The organism is Heliobacterium mobile (genome assembly GCF_009720735.1).
GTDB lineage: Bacteria > Bacillota > Desulfitobacteriia > Heliobacteriales > Heliobacteriaceae > Heliobacterium > Heliobacterium mobile.
In genome coordinates this window covers 1-25,806 of the sequence record NZ_WNKU01000018.1, presented here as the reverse complement: position 1 = coordinate 25,806, position 25,806 = coordinate 1, and the positions used below count along the sequence as shown (strand labels likewise).

At 47.5% G+C, this 25,806-nt stretch carries 29 protein-coding genes; 2 read left to right on the top strand and 27 right to left on the bottom strand.

Annotated features, from left to right (window positions below):
• Position 1 precedes the first annotated feature (1 nt).
• From GJ688_RS13720 to GJ688_RS13680, 9 genes are all read right to left on the bottom strand, one after another.
• The gene (locus tag GJ688_RS13720) at positions 2 to 916 is read right to left on the bottom strand and encodes an FAD-dependent thymidylate synthase (RefSeq protein WP_170291986.1); all 915 of its coding nucleotides are present in this window, start codon (positions 914 to 916) and stop codon (positions 2 to 4) included.
• The gene (locus GJ688_RS13715) at positions 903 to 1,124 is read right to left on the bottom strand and encodes a hypothetical protein (RefSeq protein ID WP_155477123.1); all 222 of its coding nucleotides are present in this window, start codon (positions 1,122 to 1,124) and stop codon (positions 903 to 905) included. The genes GJ688_RS13720 and GJ688_RS13715 overlap by 14 nt, the downstream gene beginning before the upstream one ends.
• A 23-nt stretch (positions 1,125 to 1,147) precedes the next feature.
• Positions 1,148 to 3,058 carry an anaerobic ribonucleoside-triphosphate reductase gene (locus tag GJ688_RS13710; RefSeq protein WP_155477122.1) on the bottom strand — a complete coding sequence of 637 codons (1,911 nt, stop codon included), beginning with the start codon at positions 3,056 to 3,058 and terminating at the stop codon, positions 1,148 to 1,150.
• Positions 3,055 to 3,507 carry a 4Fe-4S single cluster domain-containing protein gene (locus GJ688_RS13705; RefSeq protein ID WP_155477121.1) on the bottom strand — a complete coding sequence of 151 codons (453 nt, stop codon included), beginning with the start codon at positions 3,505 to 3,507 and terminating at the stop codon, positions 3,055 to 3,057. Before GJ688_RS13705 ends, GJ688_RS13710 begins: the two co-directional genes overlap by 4 nt.
• Positions 3,507 to 3,839, bottom strand: coding sequence for a PDDEXK family nuclease (locus tag GJ688_RS13700; protein ID WP_155477120.1), 333 nt, complete (start codon positions 3,837 to 3,839; stop codon positions 3,507 to 3,509). The genes GJ688_RS13705 and GJ688_RS13700 overlap by 1 nt, the downstream gene beginning before the upstream one ends.
• Positions 3,839 to 4,774, bottom strand: a complete 936-nt coding sequence (locus GJ688_RS13695; protein ID WP_155477119.1) for a hypothetical protein — start codon at positions 4,772 to 4,774, stop codon at positions 3,839 to 3,841. Before GJ688_RS13695 ends, GJ688_RS13700 begins: the two co-directional genes overlap by 1 nt.
• Positions 4,753 to 7,029, bottom strand: a complete 2,277-nt coding sequence (locus tag GJ688_RS13690) for a DNA polymerase (protein WP_328597373.1) — start codon at positions 7,027 to 7,029, stop codon at positions 4,753 to 4,755. The genes GJ688_RS13695 and GJ688_RS13690 overlap by 22 nt, the downstream gene beginning before the upstream one ends.
• Before the next feature lie 42 nt (positions 7,030 to 7,071).
• On the bottom strand, positions 7,072 to 7,755 hold the full coding sequence (locus GJ688_RS13685) for a hypothetical protein (RefSeq protein WP_155477118.1): 684 nt from the start codon (positions 7,753 to 7,755) through the stop codon (positions 7,072 to 7,074).
• 90 nt (positions 7,756 to 7,845) lie between these two features.
• Entirely contained in the window at positions 7,846 to 8,451 is a 606-nt protein-coding gene (locus tag GJ688_RS13680; RefSeq protein WP_155477117.1) for an RNA polymerase sigma factor, read from the bottom strand.
• A gap of 202 nt (positions 8,452 to 8,653) precedes the next feature.
• On the opposite strand from GJ688_RS13680, the gene GJ688_RS13675 reads away from it, so the two are divergent.
• Both GJ688_RS13675 and GJ688_RS13670 read left to right on the top strand, forming a co-directional pair.
• A complete protein-coding gene (locus tag GJ688_RS13675; protein ID WP_155477116.1) occupies positions 8,654 to 9,094 on the top strand; it encodes a helix-turn-helix domain-containing protein in 441 nt (146 codons plus the stop codon).
• A complete protein-coding gene (locus GJ688_RS13670) occupies positions 9,091 to 9,480 on the top strand; it encodes a hypothetical protein (protein WP_155477115.1) in 390 nt (129 codons plus the stop codon). The genes GJ688_RS13675 and GJ688_RS13670 overlap by 4 nt, the downstream gene beginning before the upstream one ends.
• A 7-nt stretch (positions 9,481 to 9,487) precedes the next feature.
• Here the strand turns inward: GJ688_RS13670 and GJ688_RS13665 are convergent, their stop codons facing one another.
• From GJ688_RS13665 to GJ688_RS13580, 18 genes are all read right to left on the bottom strand, one after another.
• Positions 9,488 to 10,438: a toprim domain-containing protein gene (locus GJ688_RS13665; RefSeq protein WP_155477114.1), complete on the bottom strand. Its 951-nt coding sequence runs from the start codon at positions 10,436 to 10,438 to the stop codon at positions 9,488 to 9,490.
• Positions 10,435 to 11,700 carry a BRO-N domain-containing protein gene (locus tag GJ688_RS13660; protein ID WP_155477113.1) on the bottom strand — a complete coding sequence of 422 codons (1,266 nt, stop codon included), beginning with the start codon at positions 11,698 to 11,700 and terminating at the stop codon, positions 10,435 to 10,437. The genes GJ688_RS13665 and GJ688_RS13660 overlap by 4 nt, the downstream gene beginning before the upstream one ends.
• The gene (locus GJ688_RS13655; RefSeq protein WP_155477112.1) at positions 11,697 to 12,476 is read right to left on the bottom strand and encodes a phage antirepressor KilAC domain-containing protein; all 780 of its coding nucleotides are present in this window, start codon (positions 12,474 to 12,476) and stop codon (positions 11,697 to 11,699) included. The genes GJ688_RS13660 and GJ688_RS13655 overlap by 4 nt, the downstream gene beginning before the upstream one ends.
• A gap of 110 nt (positions 12,477 to 12,586) precedes the next feature.
• On the bottom strand, positions 12,587 to 13,846 hold the full coding sequence (locus GJ688_RS13650; protein ID WP_155477111.1) for a DnaB-like helicase C-terminal domain-containing protein: 1,260 nt from the start codon (positions 13,844 to 13,846) through the stop codon (positions 12,587 to 12,589).
• A gap of 39 nt (positions 13,847 to 13,885) precedes the next feature.
• Entirely contained in the window at positions 13,886 to 14,656 is a 771-nt protein-coding gene (locus GJ688_RS20315) for a phage antirepressor KilAC domain-containing protein (protein WP_170291985.1), read from the bottom strand.
• 57 nt (positions 14,657 to 14,713) lie between these two features.
• On the bottom strand, positions 14,714 to 15,472 hold the full coding sequence (locus GJ688_RS13640) for a BRO family protein (RefSeq protein ID WP_155477110.1): 759 nt from the start codon (positions 15,470 to 15,472) through the stop codon (positions 14,714 to 14,716).
• 59 nt (positions 15,473 to 15,531) lie between these two features.
• The gene (locus GJ688_RS13635) at positions 15,532 to 16,299 is read right to left on the bottom strand and encodes an ATP-binding protein (RefSeq protein ID WP_328597372.1); all 768 of its coding nucleotides are present in this window, start codon (positions 16,297 to 16,299) and stop codon (positions 15,532 to 15,534) included.
• The gene (locus tag GJ688_RS13630) at positions 16,296 to 17,273 is read right to left on the bottom strand and encodes a helix-turn-helix domain-containing protein (RefSeq protein WP_170291984.1); all 978 of its coding nucleotides are present in this window, start codon (positions 17,271 to 17,273) and stop codon (positions 16,296 to 16,298) included. Before GJ688_RS13630 ends, GJ688_RS13635 begins: the two co-directional genes overlap by 4 nt.
• A 73-nt stretch (positions 17,274 to 17,346) precedes the next feature.
• Positions 17,347 to 17,580 carry a phage holin family protein gene (locus GJ688_RS13625; protein WP_155477108.1) on the bottom strand — a complete coding sequence of 78 codons (234 nt, stop codon included), beginning with the start codon at positions 17,578 to 17,580 and terminating at the stop codon, positions 17,347 to 17,349.
• A 92-nt stretch (positions 17,581 to 17,672) separates the two neighbouring features.
• Positions 17,673 to 18,311, bottom strand: a complete 639-nt coding sequence (locus GJ688_RS13620) for a peptidoglycan recognition protein family protein (protein WP_155477107.1) — start codon at positions 18,309 to 18,311, stop codon at positions 17,673 to 17,675.
• A 2-nt stretch (positions 18,312 to 18,313) separates the two neighbouring features.
• Positions 18,314 to 18,556, bottom strand: coding sequence for a BhlA/UviB family holin-like peptide (locus GJ688_RS13615; RefSeq protein WP_155477106.1), 243 nt, complete (start codon positions 18,554 to 18,556; stop codon positions 18,314 to 18,316).
• 55 nt (positions 18,557 to 18,611) lie between these two features.
• Positions 18,612 to 18,788, bottom strand: coding sequence for a hypothetical protein (locus GJ688_RS13610; protein ID WP_155477105.1), 177 nt, complete (start codon positions 18,786 to 18,788; stop codon positions 18,612 to 18,614).
• Positions 18,789 to 18,790: 2 nt separating this feature from the next.
• Positions 18,791 to 19,171, bottom strand: coding sequence for a hypothetical protein (locus GJ688_RS13605; RefSeq protein ID WP_155477104.1), 381 nt, complete (start codon positions 19,169 to 19,171; stop codon positions 18,791 to 18,793).
• Between the two features lie 15 nt (positions 19,172 to 19,186).
• A complete protein-coding gene (locus tag GJ688_RS13600) occupies positions 19,187 to 19,717 on the bottom strand; it encodes a hypothetical protein (protein WP_170291983.1) in 531 nt (176 codons plus the stop codon).
• Between the two features lie 107 nt (positions 19,718 to 19,824).
• Complete coding sequence (locus GJ688_RS13595; RefSeq protein ID WP_155477102.1) at positions 19,825 to 20,550, bottom strand: hypothetical protein; 726 nt, start codon at positions 20,548 to 20,550, stop codon at positions 19,825 to 19,827.
• An 18-nt stretch (positions 20,551 to 20,568) separates the two neighbouring features.
• The gene (locus GJ688_RS13590) at positions 20,569 to 20,985 is read right to left on the bottom strand and encodes a hypothetical protein (RefSeq protein WP_155477101.1); all 417 of its coding nucleotides are present in this window, start codon (positions 20,983 to 20,985) and stop codon (positions 20,569 to 20,571) included.
• Positions 20,985 to 22,655: a hypothetical protein gene (locus tag GJ688_RS13585; protein WP_155477100.1), complete on the bottom strand. Its 1,671-nt coding sequence runs from the start codon at positions 22,653 to 22,655 to the stop codon at positions 20,985 to 20,987. Before GJ688_RS13585 ends, GJ688_RS13590 begins: the two co-directional genes overlap by 1 nt.
• Positions 22,648 to 25,806: tape measure protein (locus GJ688_RS13580; protein WP_155477099.1), on the bottom strand; the 3,159-nt coding region annotated here is incomplete at its 5' end. The genes GJ688_RS13585 and GJ688_RS13580, both read right to left, overlap by 8 nt.

The following is a 25,806-nucleotide window of genomic DNA, read 5'->3' as shown; positions in this document are numbered from 1 at the left end:
ACTAGCTTGCTTTATCCCACATCGTTTTCGGCAACTTCCCCACAGTGTCCATCAGCAACTCATACACGTCCAGGTCCATCACGTCGGCCTGGGCGTTTTTATTTTTGGCTACTAATTGCCGTAGGGTAGGCCGCTGTTCCCGTAGCTTCCGCATCGCTCGATTATGACCCTCGATATGGGGACCGTGGTATTCCTGTAATGTTTCCCATTTCTCGGGGTCAAGTGAACGGACAGTTTCGAACATGGAGTTGACGATATCGCGGGTTTCACCTTGAGCACCCTGTTCCCAGATACGTTGCTTGAACACGTTCTTCACCAGAGCTTCCTCAGAAAAGTCCAGCATGAACGGTGGCATCATCACGCCTATGGGATAAAGTGAGCGAATGGCTTGCAGCGATTCTTCGGGGTGGTCTTTTCGAAGCTGTTCACATCGAGCTAGTTGCTCTTCCAACATCCGATGGTATAGCCATGGGTCCTTTGCTTCATACGGAACCACAAATCCCCAAGGTTTATTTGCTCGAAAGCCACCGGCTATTCGGCGGTTACGGATGGTGTAGGTGATCAGGTGATCGTAGACAGTCTTACTCACGCCAATAAAAAGGAAGGTTACTGTCTCTCCACGGATAGGCTCATAGGAGTGACCGGCCTTGACCATGCCGTTAATGAAACGGTCGGTATTGCCCATGTCATCGTATTTGCCAAGGTATAGGGCCGAGGCAAAGGCACTGGATTTGCGGCCTTTGTCGGTGGCTCTCAATGCGATGACTCGGCCATGTTGGACCGGCGTGAATCCCTGTTTAACGAAGTTTTCGTTGATGAAATCCTCTAGGTTACAAATGTCGTTAAGCCGTTCCGGTTCCAAGTGGACACGCTCATTCCAACAGATTGGATTGCGATCAATATTAAACCGACTCACTTTTTCTGCTCCACTCTCTTTCTTCCCGAATTGATTCGAGGTTAGCGTCAATCGCGTATTGAACTCTTTCGGCAACCCATGCCAGCACAGCCGCCTTTACCAAAGCGTTTGAATCCGGCTTGTCGTTAAATACCTTGTTTCGAAGAAGTTCTTCAGCAAATAAAAACTCATCTCGCAGAGCAAACAAAGTCGCAAAATCTGTAGCCATTTTCAACTGCCTCCTAAATTCGCTTATCCTGCTTGTTGTAGTTCATTGAACTTCCGCTTCGGATACTCGTAATTCTTCCGAACATCGCCCCAGGAAGATACCTTCGTGAAATATCCAATCACTCGGGTCATGTAATCCACTATGGGCTGTCCGCAGATAGGGCAGTTGTTACCGGTCCCCACTATGGACGTATGACCACTGGCGCAAACCCCGAATCCATAGTTGATGGCAAAGTGTTCAACTCCCTCTGATAAGGAAATCAAGATGAGTTTCTTCATTATAGTTGGGTCGGTAATCCGTTCCTGAACATTAAGGTGCAAGATACCTCCGCCGCTAACGTGCTTCATGAAGCGACCAGTTAGGTGAATGCGATCGGTGGTCCCCATATCCGCGATTAAGGGAACATACTGGTTTGAGTACAATTCAAAGGGCTGTAGCTTGCGATAGATTAAGCGGTCCTTTTTCGCCAATGTCACTGCTGTGCTCTCCGCAGGGATTTCCTCTGTGTTGAAGGAGTGTCCCGTTTCTTGGCTGAAATCTATAGCATATTCCTCCGTTTTCTTTAGCACTTTCTCGGTGAACGATTGCCCTTCTTCACTCTCCATCGGCATCCCCATAAACTCGCACATCTCATACTGACCGTGAATGCCGATAGTGGAGAACAGCATGTCCAGTGAAAACCAACCAAGCGGCTTAAAGAATTTTAGGAATCCCTTCTCTACCCGTCGGCGAAGGATCTCTTCCCGGTGAACCAACAGCAAATCCTTAGCCATCTGTGCTCGCCGTTCCAATAGAGTGAAGAAGTGCTTTTCATCACTGGCATCTAACGCTAATCTTGGGAAGTTGATGGTGACTACCCGGTGAGAGCCAATATTGAGACCGCCGTTACCAAAGCTGTCGGCCCGGTAGCTCATGCGTTCGGTATCGTTTACATAACGGCAGCACATTGCAATCTTGGATCCTTCATTGGCGTAAATGTTCAGCACGCCGAGTTTGACGTTGATTTGGCTAATAAACTCCAGGAAATCCTCGTCTAACGGCTGCCGGTTTTCGTCGACACAAAGGTTGGCAGTCATGACCGGGAATCGGTACGGCAAGCCGGTTGCCGGATCACCGTTGGCAAAGAACTCCGCAATGATTTTCTGAATTTGCATGACGTACTCTACGTCCACTTCCGAGCCATCGGGGTAGCGATATTCGGAAAATAGTTTCTTCAGGTTTTCACGGTCAAAGATAGAAACGTTAGAGAACGGTGACTGCCCACTCGTACGAAACTTGTTATTGGCTACGTGCACAAACTTCTGCCAGAGGTTGACGATATAATCCCGGTCCTCTTCCCTTTCCGGATTACGTGCTTCCTGTTTCAGATACCATGCAAGGTTGACGATGAGATCCCCGGGAGCCACCGCACCTGCAAACTCCTGACTTAAGTCCATCACGACTTCGGTCACTTGAGCCATGAAGCTATCCGACCTTTTTGGTGGTAGGCTTTGCAGTTGACCATAAGGCCGCCCTTCAACCATCAAGTTCGCCGTGGAAAATGCGAAGCAGTACGGAATCTGAATCCCCTGCCCAGAGCTATCGTGGAAATACAGTTCACCACGCCAGATTGCGGATATCAGCTTATTAGCCCGGTGAAGTCCAAATCGTTTTTTGCTGTACCGCCACAAGAGATAATAACCTTCGAGCTTCAAGATTCCTTTGGTGACTTCGGCTTGATAGTTGTTGGCCGACAGTTCCTCATTGGAGTTGGCGTTTTGGTCGACGCTGGCATCGGCCAGCCGCTTGGTGAAGTAATCGTGAGACATTTGCCCCACATCGACCTTATTGGGGCTAATACCTTCCAGTTCCAACATCTTCAGTCCAATGGGGTCTTTCGAAAACTTCTGATAGAGCGTATCGAAACCCGGTTCAAAAGTAAGGGATATCTTCAAGCTACCTTCTCCTTCCGTCGGTCCACAATGATTTGATTGGAACTGGCCGGGAATCCGCCAGTGTGTAATTCCTGACGGTATTCCCCGGCAATGATAACGTCACATAGGTCGATAATGTCGTCGGAAATCGAGAAGATGTTGTGGCCCGTGTACAGCCATGTGCTCAACCCAATGGATTTTACCGCTGCCAACAATACCTTCAACGCATCGGGCTGGTCCATCGGCTCTCCGCCCACAAAGACCACAGCATCATAGAATCGCTGATTCGCTTGAATTCGCCGAGCAATCTCATCGGTATCCATCTCTTCCCCACCGTCAAAAAACTGCAATTCGGGATTATGGCAGCCAGGACACCTCCGTCGGCATCCTTGAAAAAAGATGCTGAAGGCGATACCGTCGGCATCTGATATATTCAGGTCGTTGAATCCAGCAATCCGAACTGTGGCCATCACGCCACCTCCGATACGCTATCAATGGTCACCTTCCACTTTCGGAACCCCTGTCGGTCCACCCACACCCAGAACTCAAAATCAATTACTTCATCAATGTTGTGTTCTTTAATGGTCGCTTGGATACCGGCAATCTCTTTTCGATATGCCGCCATAGAGAACCGCTTGGTTCGTTTGGACTGTACGGCCAAGATGCGTCTTCGGCTAATACCGAGCACATCCACCTTGGAATGGGAACCAGCAGACCTCACCACCAGGAATCCTCGTCCTGTCAACTCATGAACAATCTTCCGTTCAATCTCATAGCCTCGTTGATAATTTGTGCGCCCCATTACGCCGCCACCTGTGCGTTCATCTGATGGCAGTGAGGCTTATACAAACAGAAGAAGCATTTCTCCACCATAGCCCGAGGTAGTTTATTGGCGTAGCACATACCAGCCACGTCTGCGAATTTATCCAACAGTCGATTGCGATCTTCATCCGTTACATTCATATAAAAGGCTCGCATGTCTGGCTTCGCCTCCGCACCTTTGGTCCAGCTGTCCTTGGCGAGGGATTCATACACAATGAGGAACTCATCAAGGTCAAATAACAGCGAGTAAGCCACGCATTGATCTTTGTGATCCGCTTGAGCATCCTTCATCTTGTACTCGCCGATAACTCCAAGAGTGGTAGACTTGGTCTTAAACTCCAGCCCGATCTTGCTGCCATCCGGTTGATATTGAAGGACTCCGTCCATCATGCCGTATAGCTGGAACCGTTGGCCGTTACGCTCAAACTGCCTAACCTGCCGGATGTTCTTTTCCCATGCCGGTCGGTTGGTGGTTTTTGTTCGTACCACCGTAAATTGCGGTGCATCCAGATGAGTCTCGGCGTACAGTAAATCTCGCTGCATCGCCCGGTGTACTGCTGAACCGTTACGGGACCATCGTCGTTGGTAAGGAAAGCGGTCAACAAAAGAGGCTTCAACCTTTTTAACTTTGAAATAAAGTTCCCGTTCACATTTGTAGGCCGATGAAGGCGAGAAAGTAATAACTCCTTTTTTGAACCCTAACTTGCTCGTATCGCTGTTCAAACCATCCAACTCATCCATGAGCAGATACTTTTCAATCTCGTTATCGTTCGGTTCCTCAATGGAATGAATTGCATCAAAGTGTTTAAGGATAGCCTTGGTCAACTCTTGGCCGCGATCGTTAGCATCCGATAAAACTTCCTGCCGGAGTTCCTTTGCTCCAACCCGATTAACTAAGCTGCCGATGCGAACCACTCCTCTTTCTTTACTCCTTCTCCCCATCGTTGCATGATTTCGGTATCGACGACGAGAGGTACATCCAAAGAAGCCGCCGATGTCATGCACTCCTCAATTTCCTTCACATCACCATTAGTAACGCTATCATCCACCATCATCAACGCCTCGTCATGAACTGTTCCGCACAGGGACCAGCCTCTCGCTAAGCAATACTGTTGTAAATTCAGCATGGCTCGCTTCATGATATCGGCGGCCGTTCCTTGGATAACAGCGTTGACACTCTGCCGCCGAGCCGATTCTACATCTCCCTTGACATCGTAAAATTTTCGCTTGAGGTCACGAGGGATATCATTGTTTCGCCAGACGTTTAGTGGCAGTTCTTCGACACCGAGAATCTCGCAGATTTGTTTCGCTAATGAATCATAAACCTTCGCCTTCTGTCGATGTCCAGGAAATCGGCGTTTTCTTCCGTACAAGGTTTCCACGTACTCATTTTCTTTAACAAACTCATGAGTATATTTAATGAAGGAATGCACTTGTGGGTAGGTTCTAAAGAAGTCGCAAATGAACTGGTGGGCCTCATCAACCGTGATCTCCAGTTGGGTTGATAGCGTGTGCATACTCGTACCGTACATCACAGCGAGAAGCCCAACCTTCATCATTTTCCGGTACTTCGACCCATCGCCGCACTCTTCGATGGGCTTCTTGAATACCCGGCTGGCCAACGTGGAATACAAATCCTGACCGTTCAAGTATGGTTCTTGGAGATGACGGTCGCCGCTGATATGGGCCAGCACCCGTGGTTCGATCTGCGAGAAGTCACTCCCAATAATCAGCTTGCCCGGTGGAGCGATGATCAGCTTCCTTGCCTTGGGCGGCAGGTTTTGCAGGTTCGGTTCGTTGCTAGAGAACCGGCCAGTCACGGTGGCCACCTGATTAAAAGATCCATGAATTCGGCCATCGGACTTAATTCGTTCCGGTAAGGCCTCGACGTAGGTGCTGAGAAGTTTCGTAAGTTCCCGGTATTTTAACAGATGCTCAATACCAGGATGCTTGTCCTTTAAGGCTTTTAGCGTTTTCACATCGGTGGACCGGGCATTGACCTCTGGTAATTTCAGCTCATCGTACAACTTCCGGGCTAACTGGATGGGCGAGTTGCAGTTGATATCTCCGAAGTGATCGGTTAGGGATAGCTCCAGTTGATGAATCTCACTCCGAAGTTCCTCACCGTACTCCTGGGCATAGTTCCGGTCGATAAGGAACCCGCACTGTTCCATTTCGACACAGACATCAATCAGCGGATTCTCCAGTTCCCGATACAACTCTTCCAGTTTACCCAGTCGCTGAAGGTGCTGCCGTTGCCACTCATAGAGCTTCCATGTGAGATGGGTATCCTTGGCGGCATAGACTAAAGCAACATCTAACGGAACTTCGTCAAAGCAGGTTTTTCCAAAGAGATCTTCAAATGTGAGGCTGGTATCTTCAAATCCAAAGTGTTTGCCGTATTTTGTTGCCAGATTCTTTAAGGCATAGGACGTCTCATTTTCATTCAGCAGAGCCATTGCCACCCGAGTGTCATGGGCCAATCCTCGCATCCGAACTCCGTGGCGAATCAACATGTGCATGTCGTACTTGGCGTTGTGAAGCACCTTGCCTACCTTTGGGTTAGTGAGCATCGGCATAAGTGCGTCCATGACAACCGAGCGTTTCAACTGTTTCCCGACCTTATGAGCCACCGGGATATAGACGTGGTAATCCGCTTTGGGCAAGGTTAGGGACATGCCAACGATTACATCGTTGTACACGTCTAAACCCGTTGTTTCTGTATCGAATGATATAATAGGTTCGCTTTGCAGAGCGACGACCAACTGTTCCAACTGAGATTCCGTTTGTATCAGCCGGTAATTATCCGGTGTCTGGGCGACCATGTCTTTAAGGACCGTTTCTTTTCGCTGTTCTTGCAAGTCGCGCCACAACCGCATGGCATGGGCCTTGGTAAACTTCTTAAGGCTATCTACGCCAAGGCCGATTTCACCGGCATCAATGGCGGACTTGACCATCTGGAGTCGTTTCTTATCCAATCCCCCCAGCTTTGATGATAAAATGGCCGCCTGTAATTTGCCGGATGGTCTCATCCAACCGGTGTACCAAACTTCCTCCCAGGTAGGTTCCCGCATCATCAGTTCCTTTTTCTTTTGGGCTTCTCGGACTCGATCGGTTGACTGGTGATCTACTATCGCAAGTCCGGTGATTCTTAGTTCGACGAATATCACCTCTTCTTTGCCTGGGTTAAGGAAGGCGGAGAGCCGCCTCTATCAAAAAATGTTTTCGGGATTGGTGCTTTCTTCAATAGGCTTTACGGCTTCATCCACGAGTTCACCCGCAAAGGTTCGTTCAACCAGGAATCCTGCTTTCTGAAGTTCCTCAATCTGTTGTTGTCGGCTCCGTGGTTGCAGGACTGTTTCGTAGAAATCTTCTTCCACTGTGGTTCCGTCAAACCGGCTAAACTTCTCACGGTCATCGGGTTTCAGTTTAATAATGGGGTTTAAAGAATATGTCGTATCCGTCTTAGTTCCAGTTCGTTTGAATACGAAGGCCAACTCGTGGAGATCCTCGGCGTATTGCTCAATGGTGTTAATGAGTCCCTGTGTTTGTCCTCTGCTGCCGTCAAAGACTCGAACGATTCCTTCGTCGATATCTGCAAAGGCGAACAGGTACCGCTTTTTTGCCCGGAGTCCTTGGTACTCTTCTATACCCGCACTTGCCGCTTCACAGTGAGCACACTTTTGACCCGCCGGTTGAATACAGGGTTGCGTGTATATCTCATGCTGGAAGGAACCATGTGCTCGGTATTCCACATAATCCTCTGGAGTTAGTAACCGAACCCGAACAGATTCTCCATCTTTTAAGCGGATGTAAACCTTTTTGAAGTCGATATTTGAGTTCTTCTTATTCACCGATTCTTTGGCATCCTTGCCTTTCGCTGTAATCACACCCATGAATTACGTCCCCCTTAGTAATTGAGTTTTATTATCGTTATGGTTATAATCGAAACAGAACTTCTTTTTAGGCCGACGGTTCTTTGATACTTAGGCTGCATTGTCTAGGTACTCTTTGAATTTTTGTTTGGCCCGTTGCACCCCCTTTCGCGGTCGATCCCCGTATTCGTTCTCTCCGAATACGATGGACGCGATTTCTTTGTTGGTGCATCCGAAGTGAATAAGCTTAATGATTTTACCTTGCTGCTCGTTGGTTCTCGCAAAACCATCGAGCAGTTCTTTTATATAGAGGTTTTCTTCTACCGTTTGTTCTACCGCCGAATTTTCGACGAGCCATAATGGGCTCGCTGAGGATTCGGTTTCTTCGTTTCCATCATTCGCTAAATAGATTAATGGTTTAATCGGGAACCGCTTTTGGGCACGATAATGGCGACACAAGTCGATGAATTTTCGATACATGATGTGCATACACCGTTGAATAAAGGTTTTCTCTCCGTTAAAGTCCAGGGCAGCTTCCCAGACAGTCTCTTGAAACATAAGGTAGAGTTCATCGTAGTGAATGTACTCATTTTCTCTTTTTCGAGCCTCGTATTTCAGAATCGGATCCATGATTCGGAGTAGTTCTTCGAATGCATGACCATCTCCCGTTCGGGCAAATTCCAGTGCGTAACCGTCGAGCTTATCTCGATCTTTCAACGTTCGCGTCCCCTTTCCGTCTTCTTGACGTATGTCTTTACTTTTTTTAATCTTTATCCTCTTAATCTGTATAGTTTAACTGAGGACAGGCTTAATGTTCGCACGATTCGACATATAAAGCTAGATGTAGATTATTGGGAACTATTGAATCCCAGTTTTGTTGCACCGTTTTTAGGGGACGTTATGAAAGGGGTCCAAGAATATGGCGAAGCGAATGACGGGGCGTGAGAAAGCCGCTTACTGGCAACGTGTTGCAGATACCGGCGATTTTTTGAGGGATCTACGGATAAAACAAGGCTCTACGCTTGCTGAAGTTAGTGAAAATGTTGGCGTTTCTGTAAATTTCCTTTCAGAAATCGAACGTGGTTTAAAAGCACCCAGCGATAACTTAATTGTTGAGTTGGCGAAGTATTATCAGATTGATATCAACGAGCTGTACCAACGGTTGGGGAAAATTCCAGAATCGGTTACCGATGAACTTGAAAAAAGCCCTCAATTCCAAAAATTACTCCTTGAGATTAATAGCAATCCCAAATTGTCCAAAAAACGAAAACAAGAACTCTACGAGGAAATTTACGACACTTACCTCTCATTCATTGAGGAAATGGAATCCGAAAAAATGGATGGGGTGACTGAAGAATGAAAAACCATAAACCTCAAATTACTCTTTTTCAGCATTTTCTTGGTGCGCTTTCGTTACTAGTTTCTGGTGCAATTTTGGGTTTATCGTTCGGAGCATGGTTGTTTCTTCAGATCCGTCTTTCCCGTGGCATGAAAAAGTTAATTATGATGCGAGTCAATTATGAGGGAAAGGAAGTACTTCTTACTAACCCCTCTAGCATTGGCGAAGTATACGATGCCATCGTCCGCTTCTTTACGATGAAAGTATATCCGACTGAAAAAACCGAAAAGAATGAAACACGAGTGCAGATTATTATGGGTTTTATATCTGCAATAGCGATACTCACCACCCTTTATGGGATTTGGATTTCGATTAAGGAAGCAATTAACCTAATAAGACGGCGTTAGGATTTGGCTAGAATATACGAACACTAATGTCTCGGAGCGAGTGACAAATTTGAAGTAATGCCTCTTGTGACAGTACATTCACGTCTTTAGCGTAACTCGGTAAGACCAGGGTCTTTAGGGACAGTTGTCCGCCAAGTTGTTCTATTAGGCTGTCCGCAAGTCGTTTTCCGGGCAGGTCGTTGTCCGTAGCGATAACTAATTCTTTGATAGGTAACCGGATCAACAGATCCCTCTGTCGAGTCGACAAGTGAGCTCCCCCTAACGCCACTGCCCCGAAACCCGCTTGCCATAGAGTGAGAGCATCAATCTCGCTTTCAACAATAAATACCTGTTCTTTTCTTGAGCGGACAACGTAATTCAGGCCATAAATGTGGTCGCGAATCGGTTGTCCGCCTTCGTAATACCAGAAGATTTTGTCTCGGACACTTCGAAACTTGATATTGACCAGATTTCCCGCACGGTCAAACCAAGGAAAGGTGATCGCTTTTCGTTTTCGGTCGTATCCAATTTGGAAGGTTCTCTGCATGTTTTCAGATATACCACGTTGATCACCTAGATAAGGATGTCGGTATTGAAAAGGGATGAGTACATTAGAATGTAACGGTGTCCGGCTTTCTGCCTCCAAAGTAAGCAGGCGTATTTTTAATTGAAGAGAATCGGCATCGGCCGTTTGGACTCCATAGTGCTCGATTAGATATTCAACGGTTTCCTCGTAGGTCTCATTTCGCAACCATGAAAGCAGCCGTGGAAAATTTCCTTTCTTCCATTCTGCGTCATCGCTACCGGAATCGATCCATACTCCCGTGTCCAGACGGATGGCAAAAGATGGGTGACGTTCGGGTCGAAAGGGTGAGCAGGCGAGGAATTTGTTTTCTGTCCAACGAGGGCGGTTCCAGTCGTATAGCCGGAGTTCAGATGCAATATCGACGTCGATATCCTGATTATGAAGCGCGATCATGCGACGTCCTGAATCACCGTTTCCATAATGGCGACCGCTTCGGGTAGGTAACCTGCTTGTTCTACTAAAGTGATTTTATTGACCTTATTGCCTTCTTGGACTTGGTATGCTTCTAACACATCAAATCCTGTGGTCTTTGCTAACTTCGCATAGACTCGACCATAACAGACAGTTGGTTTTCCGCTCCAAGACGCCAGTTGGTGGATGTATTTTCTAAGGTTATGACTGGGCATTTTATCCCGCAGTTCATGGATACGACTTTCCAAATCAACGATATTTGCATACGGTTTATTGGTAGGTTTCACTGTTTCGGGATGAGCTGGTTCTAATGTCTTGATTAATTGGTGGACTGTAGTCATAACGTTGTTTGTAGTGTCCATCGTCTTGGTAACCATATCGTTTGTGGCATTCATGCTCGTTGAAACAATGCTGGTCATAGTCTCCATCGCCCGTGTTACGGTATCCACGAGTTTTTCCATCTGTTCATTTGTAACTTCGGATTCGTTGACGGCATAGCGACCTGTTTTTCGGATGCTAGGAATGACCTCATGAGTGACCCAACGCTTAAACGTTTTAGCTTGTGGTTTGCGACTCGTGAGTATAAGTGAATATAATCCAGGTTCATTGACGAGGGTTACCATGGGTATCATTGCACCCTTACTAATAGTAAGGATGGTTTCTCTGTCGGTAAGTGTCATTTTTTCATCATCGTCAAGGCGATATAGGGCTTTTGTTGGATTACCAATATCGAGTGCCTCACAAACATCTTTAGCGACCCACCAAATTTCCTCATCTATTTCTGCAGTTCGTAAGGATTGACCCTGAAAGTTAAAAACTTGGATTTGTTGAGGTTGCACAGTTAACGCCCTTTCATAACTCAAAATTTTGCTGTTTACTTTTTCATCTAAGCATGATTGACGATAACTAGATACTGCTAGTCGGATTATCTTCTTCTTTAGTTCGTTCGCTTTCGCTTTGCGACTGGTCAGTAAAAGTTGGTATATCCCTGATTCGTTAATCATTAATAAGTTCTGCAAACCTCCGGAAGTTTCTATAGGATGAAGTATTCTATCGTTGCAGTCGATTCGCGTCAGAGCATATGAGGGATTTCCGATACCGACGGCATCACAAATATCTTTTGCAACAAACCAAAGCTTATTTTCAATAATTGAAGTTCGAATATCAGCACCATCGAATTCAATAATTTGAGGAAGACGGGTTAGTTTTGAATTGATTTCTTTTACCGAGTTCATATTAGTCATTTGCTTTGTCCTCCTTTAATTAAATTGTATTTTCGCGCTAACCTAAATATCAGATCTTGTCCTTTTGGGGTTACGAAGGTTCGGGACGAGTTGAGGCTAACACCGTTTTTCCAGAAGGTTTTTGTTTTTACGGTAAAACATCCGGCTTTAATGAAATGCTGATACGGAATGTTGTATCCCTCCTGGTTCTTGAACATGAGCTTCCAATCTCTCATCAGGTTAAACAGGGTATTCGGTCCCAGTTCCATCGACTTTGCAATCTCATTCACGGGCAAAACATTTACTGCGGACATAAAGGTTTGATAGGCGTTAACCTTTGGGGCTTGCTCTTCAATCTTTTCTCGCAGTCTCTGATTTTCTTCCACGCTATCGGCCAATTGCCGTAAGGCTTCTGCGAAGTTGCTCGGAAGTTCATATTGAGGTTCGCTCTGCGGTAGCTGTTCCTTCATCCGGTAATACTCGTCCACCAGCATCTCGTAAGCTTCCCAAGCTCGGTCCGTATTTAGTGACTTGGCGTGAAGCCAGGCTCCTTTTTCAGTCCAGAGGTACAGCACAGGAGCAAATTTGAGGTTCCCCGAAATTTTCGGGTAAGCTCTTTTGAATTCTTTTAAGTCATCTCCTGTGAGTGCATAATAGTGTTTCTCTTTGGTATAACGGTCCTTATTGTTCTGGAAATTGTCGTTTATCTTTTTCATATCCGCCTCGTACGCATCCGCTAGTTGGGCTGTCGTGAGCAACCGTTGTCCGTTCATCTCAAGGACTTGTAGCGATTTCATGTTGTGAATTCCTCCTCAGTTTTTTTGTAGGACTGTTTTGTCCTTACATACTCTTAATGCGTTTTTTCGATCCCGATTGTGACAAAAAACGTCCTGACAATACATCCCAGTCAAAACAAATCGGTCACATCCGTCTCCCGAATAAGGCCCACATTGAAATCACAAACCAACTCAATGACCTTTCCCACGTTCGGTTCCCGGGCTTTTTCGATGCTGATTTTGCCGATACCATCACCGGCATCGAACGTCAGCGCAGTCGCTGCGTCCTGAATGACGGCCACTGTTTCGGAGTAGTCGGTCAGCTTCGGCGGCTTTACCATTCGGCAGCCGTCTTCATCCGATTTTCGCTTTTCTTTTTCGGCTGCCCCCGGTGTTTGATGCACAACCAGTCCAGCTACCTCATACCGTCCAAACAATTGGCGGAGTCTTCGTGAGGTGTAGGACATTGAATCCCTCATCTTTCCTTTGCCATGATTCATTAAATTAAAGCCGTCGATAATGACCATTTTTATATTCGGATTCATCTGTAAGTCGGCTTCTATCACTTCAACGGACAAACCATCGGGCAAGTCTTCCATGGTTTTGATCACATAGGGAGCCATGGACATTTCCGGTGTGAAGGCTTCCAGATAGTCGAAATACTGCGATTCATTCGCTAACAATCCCCGGCGTAATTTGACGTTATCGAACTTCCCCATCAACGTATCCAACCGTAGAGCCTGTTGACGTTTGGAAAGCTCTGGTGAATAATGAAGAACCCCAAACTGGTTCTCCCAAGCTGACAGCCCGATATGCGAGGCCAGCCAAGACTTTCCCCGGTTTGTAAAGGCCATGAGCAGGATATAGTCCCCAATCTCGAATCCACCACCCAATGCTTCAGTCAGCGATGGATACGGCGCGGGAATATATGATCGAGATCGACTTTCCTTTGCTTGTTCATACCACGATTTCCGTTCTTCCCCGTTGACCGCATAGTTGGTGCCCACATCAAAGCGAACCAACGTGGTGGCTTCAATCCGTAACGTCTCCTCTTTTAACCACTGAATAAACTTGTCCCCGGAAAGCTCACTAAACTTCTTGGCCGCTTGATGTTGGAGCAATTCAAAGGCTCGCCGTTTGGCCGATAGGGCCTTGAGACGGGTGCAGAGATATTTGAATGAATCCTGCACGTCCGGGATGTACTCGAACTGCTCAAACTGCCCTACAACCGTTCGGTAATCCGGCGATTGTTTGTTTTCCCGTACATACTCCCGGACGAACAGATAGACCTCGCCCAACGTAGGAAAGTCGGTTACATCGACGTTGAAACGATTTAGTACCGAGAAAGCGTCTTCATCAATCACTTTGGAAAGTAGTTGCGCCTCCTGCATTTAATCCACCCTCTCTCATGGATTGCCAAAACATAGTGGTTACGCCACTCCCTTTCTGCTTTTGAGGATTTGCCGAATCAACTCTACACCTTTGGGTGACACCAATGTTCGTCCTTTGGTCATCCATTGGCCATTTGCGAAGAAGGTGTACTCTTTCACCATGAAATGACCGCTTTCAATGTACTTTTGAAGGGGTAAATTTTTGTCCATTCCACTCTTGATTAAAATCCCTTCCTCCCGAAGTGCCTCATAAGTGCCATTGCGACCTTCATCCATCGACTTGGCAACTTCCGACATGGTTTGCCATCCATGGGATTCGATAAAGATATCAAACGCTTCCACCTTCGGTGCATCGGCTTCGACCTTAGCGACGAGTTCTAGTCGCATTTTTTCCGTCTGGACAAGCGCATCCAAGGCTTCTATATAGTTTTTGGGAATTATCCGGCCTTCGAAAGTCGGACGTTCAAGTTCCTGTTTCATTCGGTAATATTCATCAACTAGCATTTCATACGCTTTCCACGCCTGATCAGTCTGAAGGCTTTTTGCGTTGAGGCAGGCACCTTTTTCAGTCCAGAGGTAAACAATTTTGGCTTTTTTCAGACTGGTATCAAATTGATGATAGTTCATAAAATCACGTTTTTCTTTGCCTTCCAGTGTAAAATAATGTTTACCCTCGGTATAACGCTCTTTGTTGCGGTTAAAATTGTTACTGATAATTACAGCTTCCGTTCCGAACGCCTCAGCTAGTTGAGCCGTAGTGAGCACCCGTTGGCCTTGTTGTTCAATTACCTGAAAAGAAAAGTCCGTCATTGATGTCGTCCTCCTAATTATTTTTGAATGATTTGGGTTGGTTTGTTGGGACATAAACTACGAAGCCAGTTTTCTATGCTTCAGAACATTCCGGATGAACTCTATCCCGGTGGGAGAAACCAGTGTGCGGCTTTTCGTCATCCATTGTCCGTTTTTCCAGAAGGTGTACTCTTTGACCGAAAAGTACCCACGTTCGATGTATTTTTGCAGTGGAAGATTTCTGTCCATTCCGCTTTTGATGAGAATTCCTTCTTCACGCAGGATCTGATAGATACGATTACGACCGTAATTTAGTGACTTGGCGACTTCTGCGATGGTCTGCCAAGCATGAGATTCGATGAAGTTATTGAACGCCTCCACTTTTGGCGCATCCGTCTCAATTTGATCGGTGAGAGTATTTATTTTTTCTGTTAAGCGACCATTTTCTTCGAGTGCTTCGGCGTATTTATGCAATGCTTCCGGGAGTGTTTTAGGGATGAGGTCATAGAAAATTGAGTACGCTCCGGTCTGACGGATACTTGGAAGAACCTCATGAGTAACCCACCGTTTGAACGCTTTAGCCTCGGGTTTACGACTAGTAAGGACAAGGGAATATAGTCCTGGTTCATTGATGATGACCATTTCTTGTTCTCCCCCAGGGGTCCGAACAATGTTCGTACCCTTTTCATCATTATCTAATCGTGAAACGGCTTTACTCGTATCAGAATGTTCCAGCACATTGCACACATCTTTTGCTACAAACCATGGCTCTCCATCGATCATCACTGTCCGCACCTGAGCACCCTCATAGTTGAATACTTTCTGCATGTTCATCATTGATTTACATCCTCCTAAAAATTTTTGTGTTCAATCTTTGTTTAGTTGCCAACTCGTCATCAACGCATCTGTTTTGTGCGCTGATCTTCACCTTCGAAAGAGATCGGAATCGCCATCCCTTCGATTCGACTGGCAATCCGTGGGTCCAGTAATTTACCCAGACGCTCCAATGGTTCATTGGACGTAAATATCGTCGCCTTCCGTTCGGTACACCGTTCATCGATGACCTCATAGAACTCATTCTTGTATGCCTCTGTCGCTTCACGTACGCCAACGTCATCGAGGACGAGTAGCTCTGCTTGTAACATATCGGACTTACATTGGTAAAAAGCGACAGAGGCCTTTTCTTGCATCTCACGGGGTCCACGGAATTGGGCATTGAACCGGTTCTGAAACTTGGAGGCGTTGATGAATAACGTCGGTAGCTGGATGATGGGTTTTATTTGCTTCACGTGCTGTATGATTCGAGCGACCAGATACTCATGAAGGATGACTACCGCTGCCGTGGTCTTGCCTGTGCCGGTTCCCTTAGGATTGATGGCGTTAGGTACGGAGTACAGATACAAACCAACCCCCTCGCCCACTTGATGAAGCACATTCCGACAGTACGTGGTGACCATCCGAAACGCTTCGGGATTGTCCGACTGGAACGGCAACGTATGAGCCGTTACTTGACGATAGGCCACAGAAATGCCTGTTTGCCCCCACAAGCCGCCGGTACCGCTTTCCCCGTGTAGTTTTAGGTAGGCATAGCAGTGGCCATGGCACAGGGCAACGTCGCCAGCCTTTTTGCATTGGGTAGAGAGCAGACATTCGATCGCACTCACTCCTTCCCACTTCCTCGTTCCAGACGCGCCATAATGGCCTCAACGCTATAGCCACCATGTCGCTTCACCTGCGTAAAGTCCGTCCGCTGTTCTTCCTCTGCAACAGCCAAAGCTTCATTAGATAACCACGTCGCGAGCTGTCCAATGGATGGCCGGGGGTAGGTGTCCTTCTTCCATCGGGTATCGTACTCGGCAAATACGGTGTCGATGATCGAACGGATTTGAACAGGCTCATAAACGGTCATCAGCTTGTTCTTTACCAGTCCCACGTCACGTTTCCAATTCGGGTTGTAGTTCACGGTGTATCTCTGACGGTATTTCTCACAGAAGTATTCAATGATCTTCTTTGGATGGGTCAGGTCTGTTGGGTCTATATCTGTATTCCCAACGGTCCCTGCCTTGGCTATCTGGTTACTATGGTTCTTGTTACTATGGTTCTTGTTATAGTGGTTATAGTTTGTGTCAAAGACCTTTGACATCGTGACGTCGGGCTCTTTTACATCGGACGTCGTGGACTTTGACATCGTGACGTCCAGGTCTTTGACGTCCAATTCTTTGAAGTCGTGGGATTGGACATCGCCTGTTGGTTCGACTTCCCCATTAAAGATGGCTAGCTGAGATAATGGCAAAATCGTGTAGTAGGACAGTCCATTTCGTCTTCGATTCTTCACCCGTTCAATCACTGGGCGATTATTCCAGCGAAACGCAAGTAAGGAGTTAATCCATCGGAGGGCCGTCTGTCGCGTACATCCGAATCCCTTGGCGATGGCACTTTGAGATGGAAAGCAATTCCCCTGTTCATCCATATAGCTGGCGATAATACACAGAACCGTCCACCGTTCGGGTCCCAGTTTGGCGATGAGTCCGCTAGTGACGGCCGAACGATACATCTTGACATAGATGTCGTTGTCCCACTTCTTATCAATCACATCAAAGGAACGTTCCATTGCGATGCTAATCATTTTCCCAGTCATTTTTCCTCCTCCTTCGGCTATAAACGAGAAATGGCCCCACCGGCCGCTGTACGCAGCCAGTGGGTAAAGTTTGCTATTCAATTTTTCTGTGTAATGTTTTTGTAACGTCAAACAATCCGTTGGCGGAAAGCCCGACGATAACGCCATTGAGTATGCCAACCTGAATGGTTTCTGCGGGAATGTACGCCACCCCAGCGACCAATCCAAGGACCAGCGTAATCAGCGGGATATACTTGCTGTCGATGTACAGCTTGGCGAATTGACCGATGGCGATGAGTACCGCGACGACCACTGCCGGTTCGAACATGTCTAATCACCTCCCCTCACAACCCTTACATCTCTTAATGCGAGAAATGGAGGTTGATCGTGACAAAAAGGAGCCGGAAGTTTTTTCCGACTCTACGAAGCGATCAATTTGAGGCGATCAAGAATGGCAACAAGCCGATAGAATGTGGTATCTCCAACGGGATCCGTCAGAATCTCTTTATCGATTAATTTTTTAACACCATCCCTCGCCCAATCGGGGACCGTTGCGAGTTTTTCCGCGAGTTCGCGTTCTTTTTGCCGCTTTGCTATCGAAGCGATAAAGGCATCCCATCGCGGCAGGATGAGATGGGGACAATCCTTACCGGTCCAGTGCTTGTGGGGAACCACATTCGTGATCGGGATGTTAAACTGCTTCATCAAGTCAATGATGAGGTCAATGGCGTTGGCCTCTGCTTGCGCCAGATTGCCGTCACTGTTCTCGCAAATCTCTACGCCGATACTGGTCCGGTTGCCAGGCCCGTTTGCCCCATCGCCAGCATGCCAAGCGTTCTCGTTCGTCGGGATGTGCTGGATGATTTGGTGATCATCCACCGAGAAGTGCCAACTGGTTGTCCCGGCACCGGGAGACTTGATAAAGGCAGCATGACCAGCGGCATCCGCACCAGGAGCACTGTTGCCCGTGTTATGAACGGTGATGAACATGGGTGTCATGGGATAGCCGGGACGATTTTTTGCGCCTTGAGGTACGATGTCCTGAATGATGTTTGCCATGATTAATTGCCCCTTTCTCGAATTTCGGATTTGATAATTTGCACATCGTCACTGAGCCGTTCATACTGCTTCGCAAGAATCTCAAACTGCTTGGAAATGTCTCGGAGAAAGTCAGTCAATTTATCCTCCCTTCCCCGTGCTTCGGTTTGCAGGCGACGACTTTCTTGCAATTGATACAAATACAAGGATACAAACAGCGTCGCCCACAACCCTTGGGAAAGGGCTTCCGCCAACAGTCCGTCCATGACTCACCCCCTTTCTCACGTTTTTCGGGAATAAAAAAAAGACGCGGTTTGCGTCTTAAGCATTGGATTTTATTAGCAACTCAATCATTAAGTCTAGCTTTTCGTTTACGCTGTCCAAGGAAGGTTTTTCGCCTTTGTTTTTTTTCGCAGTATAGTCTGCAATTTTTGCAGTGATCCGTTCAGAGGCTGACTGCTTCTGGGATTTCGGTATCACCAAGGTGGGTTTACCCATGTTTACTGCACCTCCACACAAAACACTCCCGGTTCATGGGTTACTTCATCGACAACCGCTTGCACCAAAAACGTTCCCGCCGAATTACTCATAAAATCAAACTCCGCTTTTCCTCCCACCGCTTCAAGGGCGATTACAACGGGATCACCTTCCTCATGTGCAACACTCACGGTTATTTTTTGACTCCGATCCGGAATGGGTGTGTCCTGCCAGTCTCGAAGTTCTACGTGAAGGGAAAGGGTTTCTCCGATTCCCATTGAACTTTTTCCCCCGGTAATGACAAGTTTCATAGCTGCACATTTGAAACATTTGCATATAACTTCATCACCGTCTTTATGCAGTTCGTAAACAGAGCCGTTCTCGATGATAATTTCTGTATTCATTCGTGTCCCCTTCTCTTAGCGGATATAGTAAACACCCCACCGAGTATTTACTGGCCCGTTTCCACTGCTTGAAGTATTAAACATCAACCGGCACCGTTGTTCCACATAAAACGGTGATGGGAAAGTAAAAATCGCATTGGAGGAAAAGGTTTCGTAGTTGTAGCTCGTTGTACCGGTATATTTAAACAGATAAGGGTCTGGCAACACAAAGGCGTAGGATTTTTGGTTCCCGCCATTGACCGCAACGTCCCTCCATACATACATGCCGCCACTCCCCCCGAAGGAACTTCCGTAAACACCGTTAAACCAATAGGTCCCATCCGTCTCTAAGGTATAACGAACATAACTACTGGAACCGAACTCAATATATCCGCCAATAATCAGCAATGGGCCAGTGATGTTAAATAAGTCGGTATCCGGCGTACTCGATGCCGCATTGTTATAATTCTGCCCATACACGGCATAGGTTTTTTTCCCTGCTGCCCATGGGTTCCGGGCCAGGGCTGAGTTTATCGTACTAAAATTCGCATTGGACGTGTCTTTCATATCCCCTAACTTGGCATGAACACTGCCTATCGCGCTGGATGCGTCGGTTCGTAAACCCACCTGCCGCCGAAGGAACGATAACAGGGTTTCATTCAATCCGAAAATGGTTATAGCCCTCCTCGTTTCAAATACTCACCGTTCCAGGTATAGGTCAGCACATCCCGAATTCCGCCTTGCGTTGTTCCGGCGGGTGGTAAATATCGGTACATCTTGCTGATCATTTCGCCGCTGTATTCCACGGTGGTATAACCGTTTCCATACATGCCATGCTTCAGTTCACCGTTTTCACCGGAAAAAATCTTAAAATGAATGGCGTTTGTGGGAGCCCATGTGCCGGTTCCGCTCCGGTAATAACAAAGGTGATTCGAATCGGCATTGGTTTCTCCGTGAACGTGAAAGTGGTTGGTCGCATCACCCTTTTTTCGGATGACCAACCAATATCTCGCCCCACTGGTGAGACCCGTTACGTCTACAGGAACGCTCATATAGGATTTTGCCGCAGGCAGAAATTCTGTAGGTAACACCATTTTCTTTACCAGCGTTCCTTCGGTGCTGCCATCGATACTTAACCCCGAACGAATTTCTACGGTCACGTCGGCCCCAGTGCCGTCTTTCACCAGTTCCAGTTCAATCCGAGAAATCTCGGTGACACCGCTTGCTATAAAGGAAATCAGATAGTCATAGCTCGCACAATCGAATTGGACCACTCCAGCGCCCGTTTTGGCATCTACTTGTGTTCCGTCATAAATCAGTGAAAAGGGTTGTAACGAAAGAATGGAATTCATGGTGGCTTCATCGATTACACTTGTTCCCGCTTTGAATGCGTTGATCATGGTATCGGTGGCACTCCTTTACGACGACGTAATCGTGAGCCGGGTCTCTACGGTCAGGACCACATTGGATGACTTTGACCAAGGTTGGGTCAGCAGGTTGAGCATCGTTCCGGTTCCTGCCACGTCTGTCCCCCCAACAAAGATGGAGGCTTTTCGGTGCTCCCCGTTCGCTTCACCCGAAAGAAACTGAGTGCGAAACCGCACCTGATTTCTCGATACGATAATGCTAGACACCGGTTTTCGGAACACTTCGACGATGGTTTCACCGGGATTCGTGTCATCACCCACCACCAAATAGGGACTGGGTAAATCAGCGATGCTTTGCGACAAAATTTCCAGACCTGCCGAAGAAATAGAATTAAAAAGAGGTCCGATGACTCGGCCTCCTTCCAGTTCAAAAAACCATTCACCCTTGATTTCTAGGGATGATTTCATTACGAAACGACCACCTCACCGCAAATATTACTTGTTTCATCAAAGGGCTTTTTAAAGTTGTAATATTTGATATCTGCCCCAAAGTTGGCAAGTTTGATAAAGCCTGTATAGGGAACTGTGATCACAAGGTCCAGGTCTACCGTCTGCCAGGGCGTGTAATTCAGTCCATCGATGCTGGTTTTAATTTTTGCTGAGGGCGATTGCCATGCGTTACGAGCAAAAACAATGAGACAGGAACCACAAGTGGGAATCGCCGGACGATCTTCGCCGTCCCCGACGAGAATGGGTGGGAATACGCCTTCCCGACTTTCCTCATTCTTGTACAGCGTTTGGCCAGCCATTAGCGTCATTTGATCGCCAACGTGTAACCCCTCGGTTCCATACACGAATTTATTGAGCAGTGCGGTTTCATTACCCTCGGTTTTTTGGGCACTGACTAATGCTTGCAAAAAATCAGGAATACCAATAAGCCGTCCTCCATATTCCACCGAAAACGTCCACGTATCCGGGGTTAAAGGGGAAAGCATGACTTTCTGTACCAGGAAGGTGTTTACGATTCCCCTATCAGGCAATTGGATGGTCACGAGTTGACCAGGAACCCAGCCGGGGATTTCGGTCTCAAAACTTCCTCGCACCCGTGGATTCGCAAACTGTCTCAAGTCGGCTAGTCCAGCGGCCTCTGCGGCTTCAATGGTGGTTAACGAATTTTCATGAATGACATGTTCATACACCCCGTCTCCCCCCTGAACTTGGGCGATCGCCATTTGAGAGTCGAAATCGTCCACCATTGTAATGACGTCGATATCGTAACAATAGGTAAACGTTACAGTTGCCCCATTGGCCGGTGTTAGGGTTCGGGAAGAAGCCCTGATATATTTCTCCTGAAAATTTAAGAGGAAATCCACAGCGGCTTCATCATCTACGTTTTCTATCCCTACACGTTTCGGGATTCCCGAGATAGCCATGGTGACGTTGTGTGGCTTATGCGGTAATGTCCAAACTCTTGCTTTGCCGTCCGCCATGATTTCATAAACAAACGGGTCAGAAAGTGTCGTCCCGCCCCGTACATACACCCGGTTTCGAAGCCCTTGGGTGTCAATGGTGTGCTTCAGGTTTCGTAACGGAAATAAGGAATCTACCAATGACGGCTCAACGGAGGCATCTATAGTCGCATTAAAAAACCATACGTCCCGGTAGTAATCAACGTACCAGTCCCATCCACAGTAATCAGCCAGCTTTTTGAAACAATCAGAAGGCCGCAAGTAATCGAACACGATGTACTGTACCGTAGGCGCACCTGGACGGATGTGATCTCCGGTAAACCCTTGGCCGTATTTGAGCAGAATGTCCTTTACAATCTGGTCTGCCGTCATATTCTCGTAGGTTTCTACGACCAATTTGCGATCGAGTTGATAGGTATAGTCCTGGCAGTCGACATCCCAGATATGGATACCCGTCGTCTTGGAGAGTTTGACGATATCTACAATCCCACCAAAGACCCTTACTCCATCGATTTCAACGATGACTTCATCACCTTCAGAGGGCTTAACGCTCTTAATCGAAAAAGAGCAGATGTCCACTGCCGAAGTCAACACTTGCTCGATTGAAATCCGATCCAGCAATATATTCGAGGTCTGATTTACGCCTGCGATGAGAAATACATCAGCCACTCAGTCTCACCCCTCGGCGCACAAGTTGTCGCTCTAACTGCTCCCAAATCTCCTGTCCGTTGCTGCCGTGGATCGTAATGTGAAAGGTTTGGCTCCCTGCAGCGATTGTGTTACCGCTTGTAAGCAAGGAATTCGTTGAAACTCCTGGTAAAGCCACAGAGGCTACTCCGGCCATTTTTGCCGAGGCCGTCGCCAGGTACGGCAAACTGTTCGTAATGCCGTCGGCAAATACTTTTACTAGTCCCGGTCCGGTTTCACCCAGACGGGACAACGGCCCTACCTTTGCCGGTGAATGGGGCATGTAGGAATCCACTAGGCTGGTCATATTCCACAAGACATCTTCTAAGTGCCCGAATTGACTCTGAATCCCATGAATAAATGTGGACATCAAGCTGACGCCCCAGTGATTCGCTTTGGTTATAAGATCCTCAAACTTTAGAGAGACCTCTTTGATGACATCAAAAACTGTATTTTTCATGGATGCCCACGTCGTGGTGACGTCAGCGAGAAGTTTAGCCCATAGGGAAGATAAAGCCGTTTGTACAGATTTCCATAGGGAAAGGGTGCTCTCTTTCATTTGTGTTTGTTGGTTCATCATTTGTGTAGATGCATCGGACCATGTTTGAATGACGGTCACTGTCGTCTCCAGGTTGGCTTGAATGACCCCGGCTTTTTGCTCAGTCGCAGCCTGCAACACGCCGTTCTTTTGGTCTTGGGCCGCCTTCGTTGGATCGCTATTCATCTGCGGCACTCTCGGATCGAACCCTTGTAGAGCAGCCGCAAGTTCTGGGGATGCCTTGGAAATCACAGCGGCCAATCGGGTCACCATCAATGCCCCCATCTTTTCGGCGTCATCGACCATCCCCTTTAACTCCTTGAGGGCATTCTCTTTAATTTCGGCCGTCTTTTGCTTCCATTCCAGCCGATATTGTTCCAGTTGCTGTGCTGCATCTGCCCGAAGTTGGGTAATCTTTTGGGATGTCTGAGCTGCCAGATCCTGCAGCTCATTCACGGCTTCAGACTTCGCAAGGGATGATCGTTGTTTCCAAAGGGAGACATATTGATGGAGTTGTTCGTCGGTCATTTCGGTCAGGGCTTCTACTTCGTCCGCCGCTTTGGGTCCTAATTTTTGAAGTTCGCCAAGTAGGCCGTCGCTTACCCCTCGCCCACGAAGGACGGATAGGTTGCTTTCCCAAGTGCGTAATGTGTTTACCTGATCTCCGAGGTTGTTTAGAAGATCCGCGCCAGACACTTTTTTGTGTTCCACCGTTGAAAACAATCCCACAAAGTCGGCGATCGCTTCGGCCCGGTTTTGCAGTTCTTTCTGGAAATCTGCCGTGGCTTTTTGTTCATCTTCCCGGAGCTTATGGTTGACTTCTGTCACCTTGGAGCGGTAGTCTTCCTGGGCTTTGGTGAGGTCCTCTTTATATTTCCTGGCTAACTCGACCACTTTGTCAGAGAGTTGGCTGAACTGCTTTTCCTGCTGGTTAAGTTCGTCGGTCAGATCGGAGACTTCTTTTTTCATTTTGGCCATCTCGGCTTCCGCCTTGGCCATATCGAGGTACGTCTTCCGGGTGGCTTCGTCATCTTCCCCTTTTTCCTGAACGAGCCGGGCGTATTCCCCCTGAAGATCTCGAATCATCTCGGCCTGAACACTCATCTTTTGGTTGAGAAAATCTGTTTTGACCGCGACTTCTTGTATCTTTTGTGCGTGGCTTCCGAGTTGAGCGATCGCTTTTTCTTCCTCGGCGTCCAACACACTGAGTTTAAAGTTCATGGAGTCGATGGCGACTTGCCAAGCCGATTTGACGTCCTCGGCGTGCGTTTTTAGCTGCTTTGCCTTTTCCGAAGTATCGCTCATTCCCGAACCGGCGTCTTTCCAACCAGTTTTGATGGAACGTAAGGCATCTTGCAGGGTTCTCGACGCATCCACAGTTTGGTTCGCCGATTCTTCGATTTTCTCCCCCGGCGTATCCCAAGATTGAAAGGCCGCCGAAACATTGTCACTGGCTCGGTCAATTGCCGCAGACGCTTCCTCGGCAGTAGTTTGCAACGATTCGATATTGAGGTTGATGTCTGAAACCGTACTGGATACGGAAGCCCGTATTTGCTGAAATCCTTCCTCAAAGCCGGGGGCGAGTTTGCCAATTAAGCCCACCACCGGGCTGAGCGCGTTTAGTACTGAATCCAAGACGGAATAAACAAATCTCCGAAACTGGTTAAAGCCGATTTCGGCATGGGTGAGCATCGCGGTAATATAAGCAGAAATCAGGTTGACCACCGAATAGGTCTTTTCCCGAATCCCGCCCCAATCTTCTGTCCAAGCTTTATAGAGCACATAACAGGCCGCCACGACGACAGCGATGATGCCTGCGGTTAGATATAAAAGTCCGTTCGTGGTGGCCAGAATGGCGTTTACGATTCCTTGAGCCTCCATTACGGTGACAACCACCGCTTTATAGGCACCCCATAAGGCAGTGACGAACGAAAGGATTCGAAATGCGGCAAATCCGGTGGCCACAGCGAGAATGATCGTACTAATGAGTCCCCAATGATCGGCAATTTCTTTCGCGAGCGAAAGCATGACGCCCCCAAACCAAACTAGCGTTTCGTAAGCCGTATCAATTCCGCTTTGAATTTTCTGCACCCATGCATCCAAGCTGCCCTCTTTTTTCAGTTGCTGAATGGTTTTCAGAAGGTTATCCAATGCGTCGGTTAGCTTGGTAAACAGCGGTTTCGTCAGTTCCCCGAGCGTTGATGAAATAAAATCTTTTAGGGTTGACGTCATTCCGGTGAAGGACTTGCCTAACTTATCAGTAGCCCCAGCGTACTTCTCCCCCATTCCCTGAATCAGCAGGGGAAGCACCTGGCTAGCCATGATTTTCCCTTGTTCAGACTGTTTGCGAAGCTCTTCCGTTGATATTCCCATTTTGTTGGCGAGAATGTCCCATGCTGCAATTCCCCGCGAAGTTAACTGCATCATGTCCTGGGCATTAAGCTTGCCGCTGGTGTTGATTTGTCCCAAGGCCATCGACACACCTTCGAGGGCTTCTTCTCCGCCGCCAACCGCTGCTACTGCATTTCCGACGGCTTGGATGTCGGGGATGACCTGTTCTGCCGAGATGCCCATGGCAAGCAATGACTTTGCTGA

Bases quoted from the DNA above. Each gene is read 5' to 3' on its own strand.
- GJ688_RS13715 (WP_155477123.1), bottom strand. From the start codon at position 1,124: ATGGCTACAGATTTTGCGACTTTGTTTGCTCTGCGAGATGAGTTTTTA.
- GJ688_RS13705 (WP_155477121.1), bottom strand. From the start codon at position 3,507: ATGGCCACAGTTCGGATTGCTGGATTCAACGACCTGAATATATCAGAT.
- GJ688_RS13700 (WP_155477120.1), bottom strand. From the start codon at position 3,839: ATGGGGCGCACAAATTATCAACGAGGCTATGAGATTGAACGGAAGATT.
- GJ688_RS13685 (WP_155477118.1), bottom strand. From the start codon at position 7,755: ATGGGTGTGATTACAGCGAAAGGCAAGGATGCCAAAGAATCGGTGAAT.
- GJ688_RS13675 (WP_155477116.1), top strand. From the start codon at position 8,654: ATGGCGAAGCGAATGACGGGGCGTGAGAAAGCCGCTTACTGGCAACGT.
- GJ688_RS13670 (WP_155477115.1), top strand. From the start codon at position 9,091: ATGAAAAACCATAAACCTCAAATTACTCTTTTTCAGCATTTTCTTGGT.
- GJ688_RS13665 (WP_155477114.1), bottom strand. From the start codon at position 10,438: ATGATCGCGCTTCATAATCAGGATATCGACGTCGATATTGCATCTGAA.
- GJ688_RS13660 (WP_155477113.1), bottom strand. From the start codon at position 11,700: ATGACTAATATGAACTCGGTAAAAGAAATCAATTCAAAACTAACCCGT.
- GJ688_RS13655 (WP_155477112.1), bottom strand. From the start codon at position 12,476: ATGAAATCGCTACAAGTCCTTGAGATGAACGGACAACGGTTGCTCACG.
- GJ688_RS13650 (WP_155477111.1), bottom strand. From the start codon at position 13,846: ATGCAGGAGGCGCAACTACTTTCCAAAGTGATTGATGAAGACGCTTTC.
- GJ688_RS20315 (WP_170291985.1), bottom strand. From the start codon at position 14,656: ATGACGGACTTTTCTTTTCAGGTAATTGAACAACAAGGCCAACGGGTG.
- GJ688_RS13640 (WP_155477110.1), bottom strand. From the start codon at position 15,472: ATGATGAACATGCAGAAAGTATTCAACTATGAGGGTGCTCAGGTGCGG.
- GJ688_RS13630 (WP_170291984.1), bottom strand. From the start codon at position 17,273: ATGACTGGGAAAATGATTAGCATCGCAATGGAACGTTCCTTTGATGTG.
- GJ688_RS13625 (WP_155477108.1), bottom strand. From the start codon at position 17,580: ATGTTCGAACCGGCAGTGGTCGTCGCGGTACTCATCGCCATCGGTCAA.
- GJ688_RS13620 (WP_155477107.1), bottom strand. From the start codon at position 18,311: ATGGCAAACATCATTCAGGACATCGTACCTCAAGGCGCAAAAAATCGT.
- GJ688_RS13615 (WP_155477106.1), bottom strand. From the start codon at position 18,556: ATGGACGGACTGTTGGCGGAAGCCCTTTCCCAAGGGTTGTGGGCGACG.
- GJ688_RS13610 (WP_155477105.1), bottom strand. From the start codon at position 18,788: ATGGGTAAACCCACCTTGGTGATACCGAAATCCCAGAAGCAGTCAGCC.
- GJ688_RS13605 (WP_155477104.1), bottom strand. From the start codon at position 19,171: ATGAATACAGAAATTATCATCGAGAACGGCTCTGTTTACGAACTGCAT.
- GJ688_RS13600 (WP_170291983.1), bottom strand. From the start codon at position 19,717: ATGAAAGACACGTCCAATGCGAATTTTAGTACGATAAACTCAGCCCTG.
- GJ688_RS13595 (WP_155477102.1), bottom strand. From the start codon at position 20,550: ATGATCAACGCATTCAAAGCGGGAACAAGTGTAATCGATGAAGCCACC.
- GJ688_RS13590 (WP_155477101.1), bottom strand. From the start codon at position 20,985: ATGAAATCATCCCTAGAAATCAAGGGTGAATGGTTTTTTGAACTGGAA.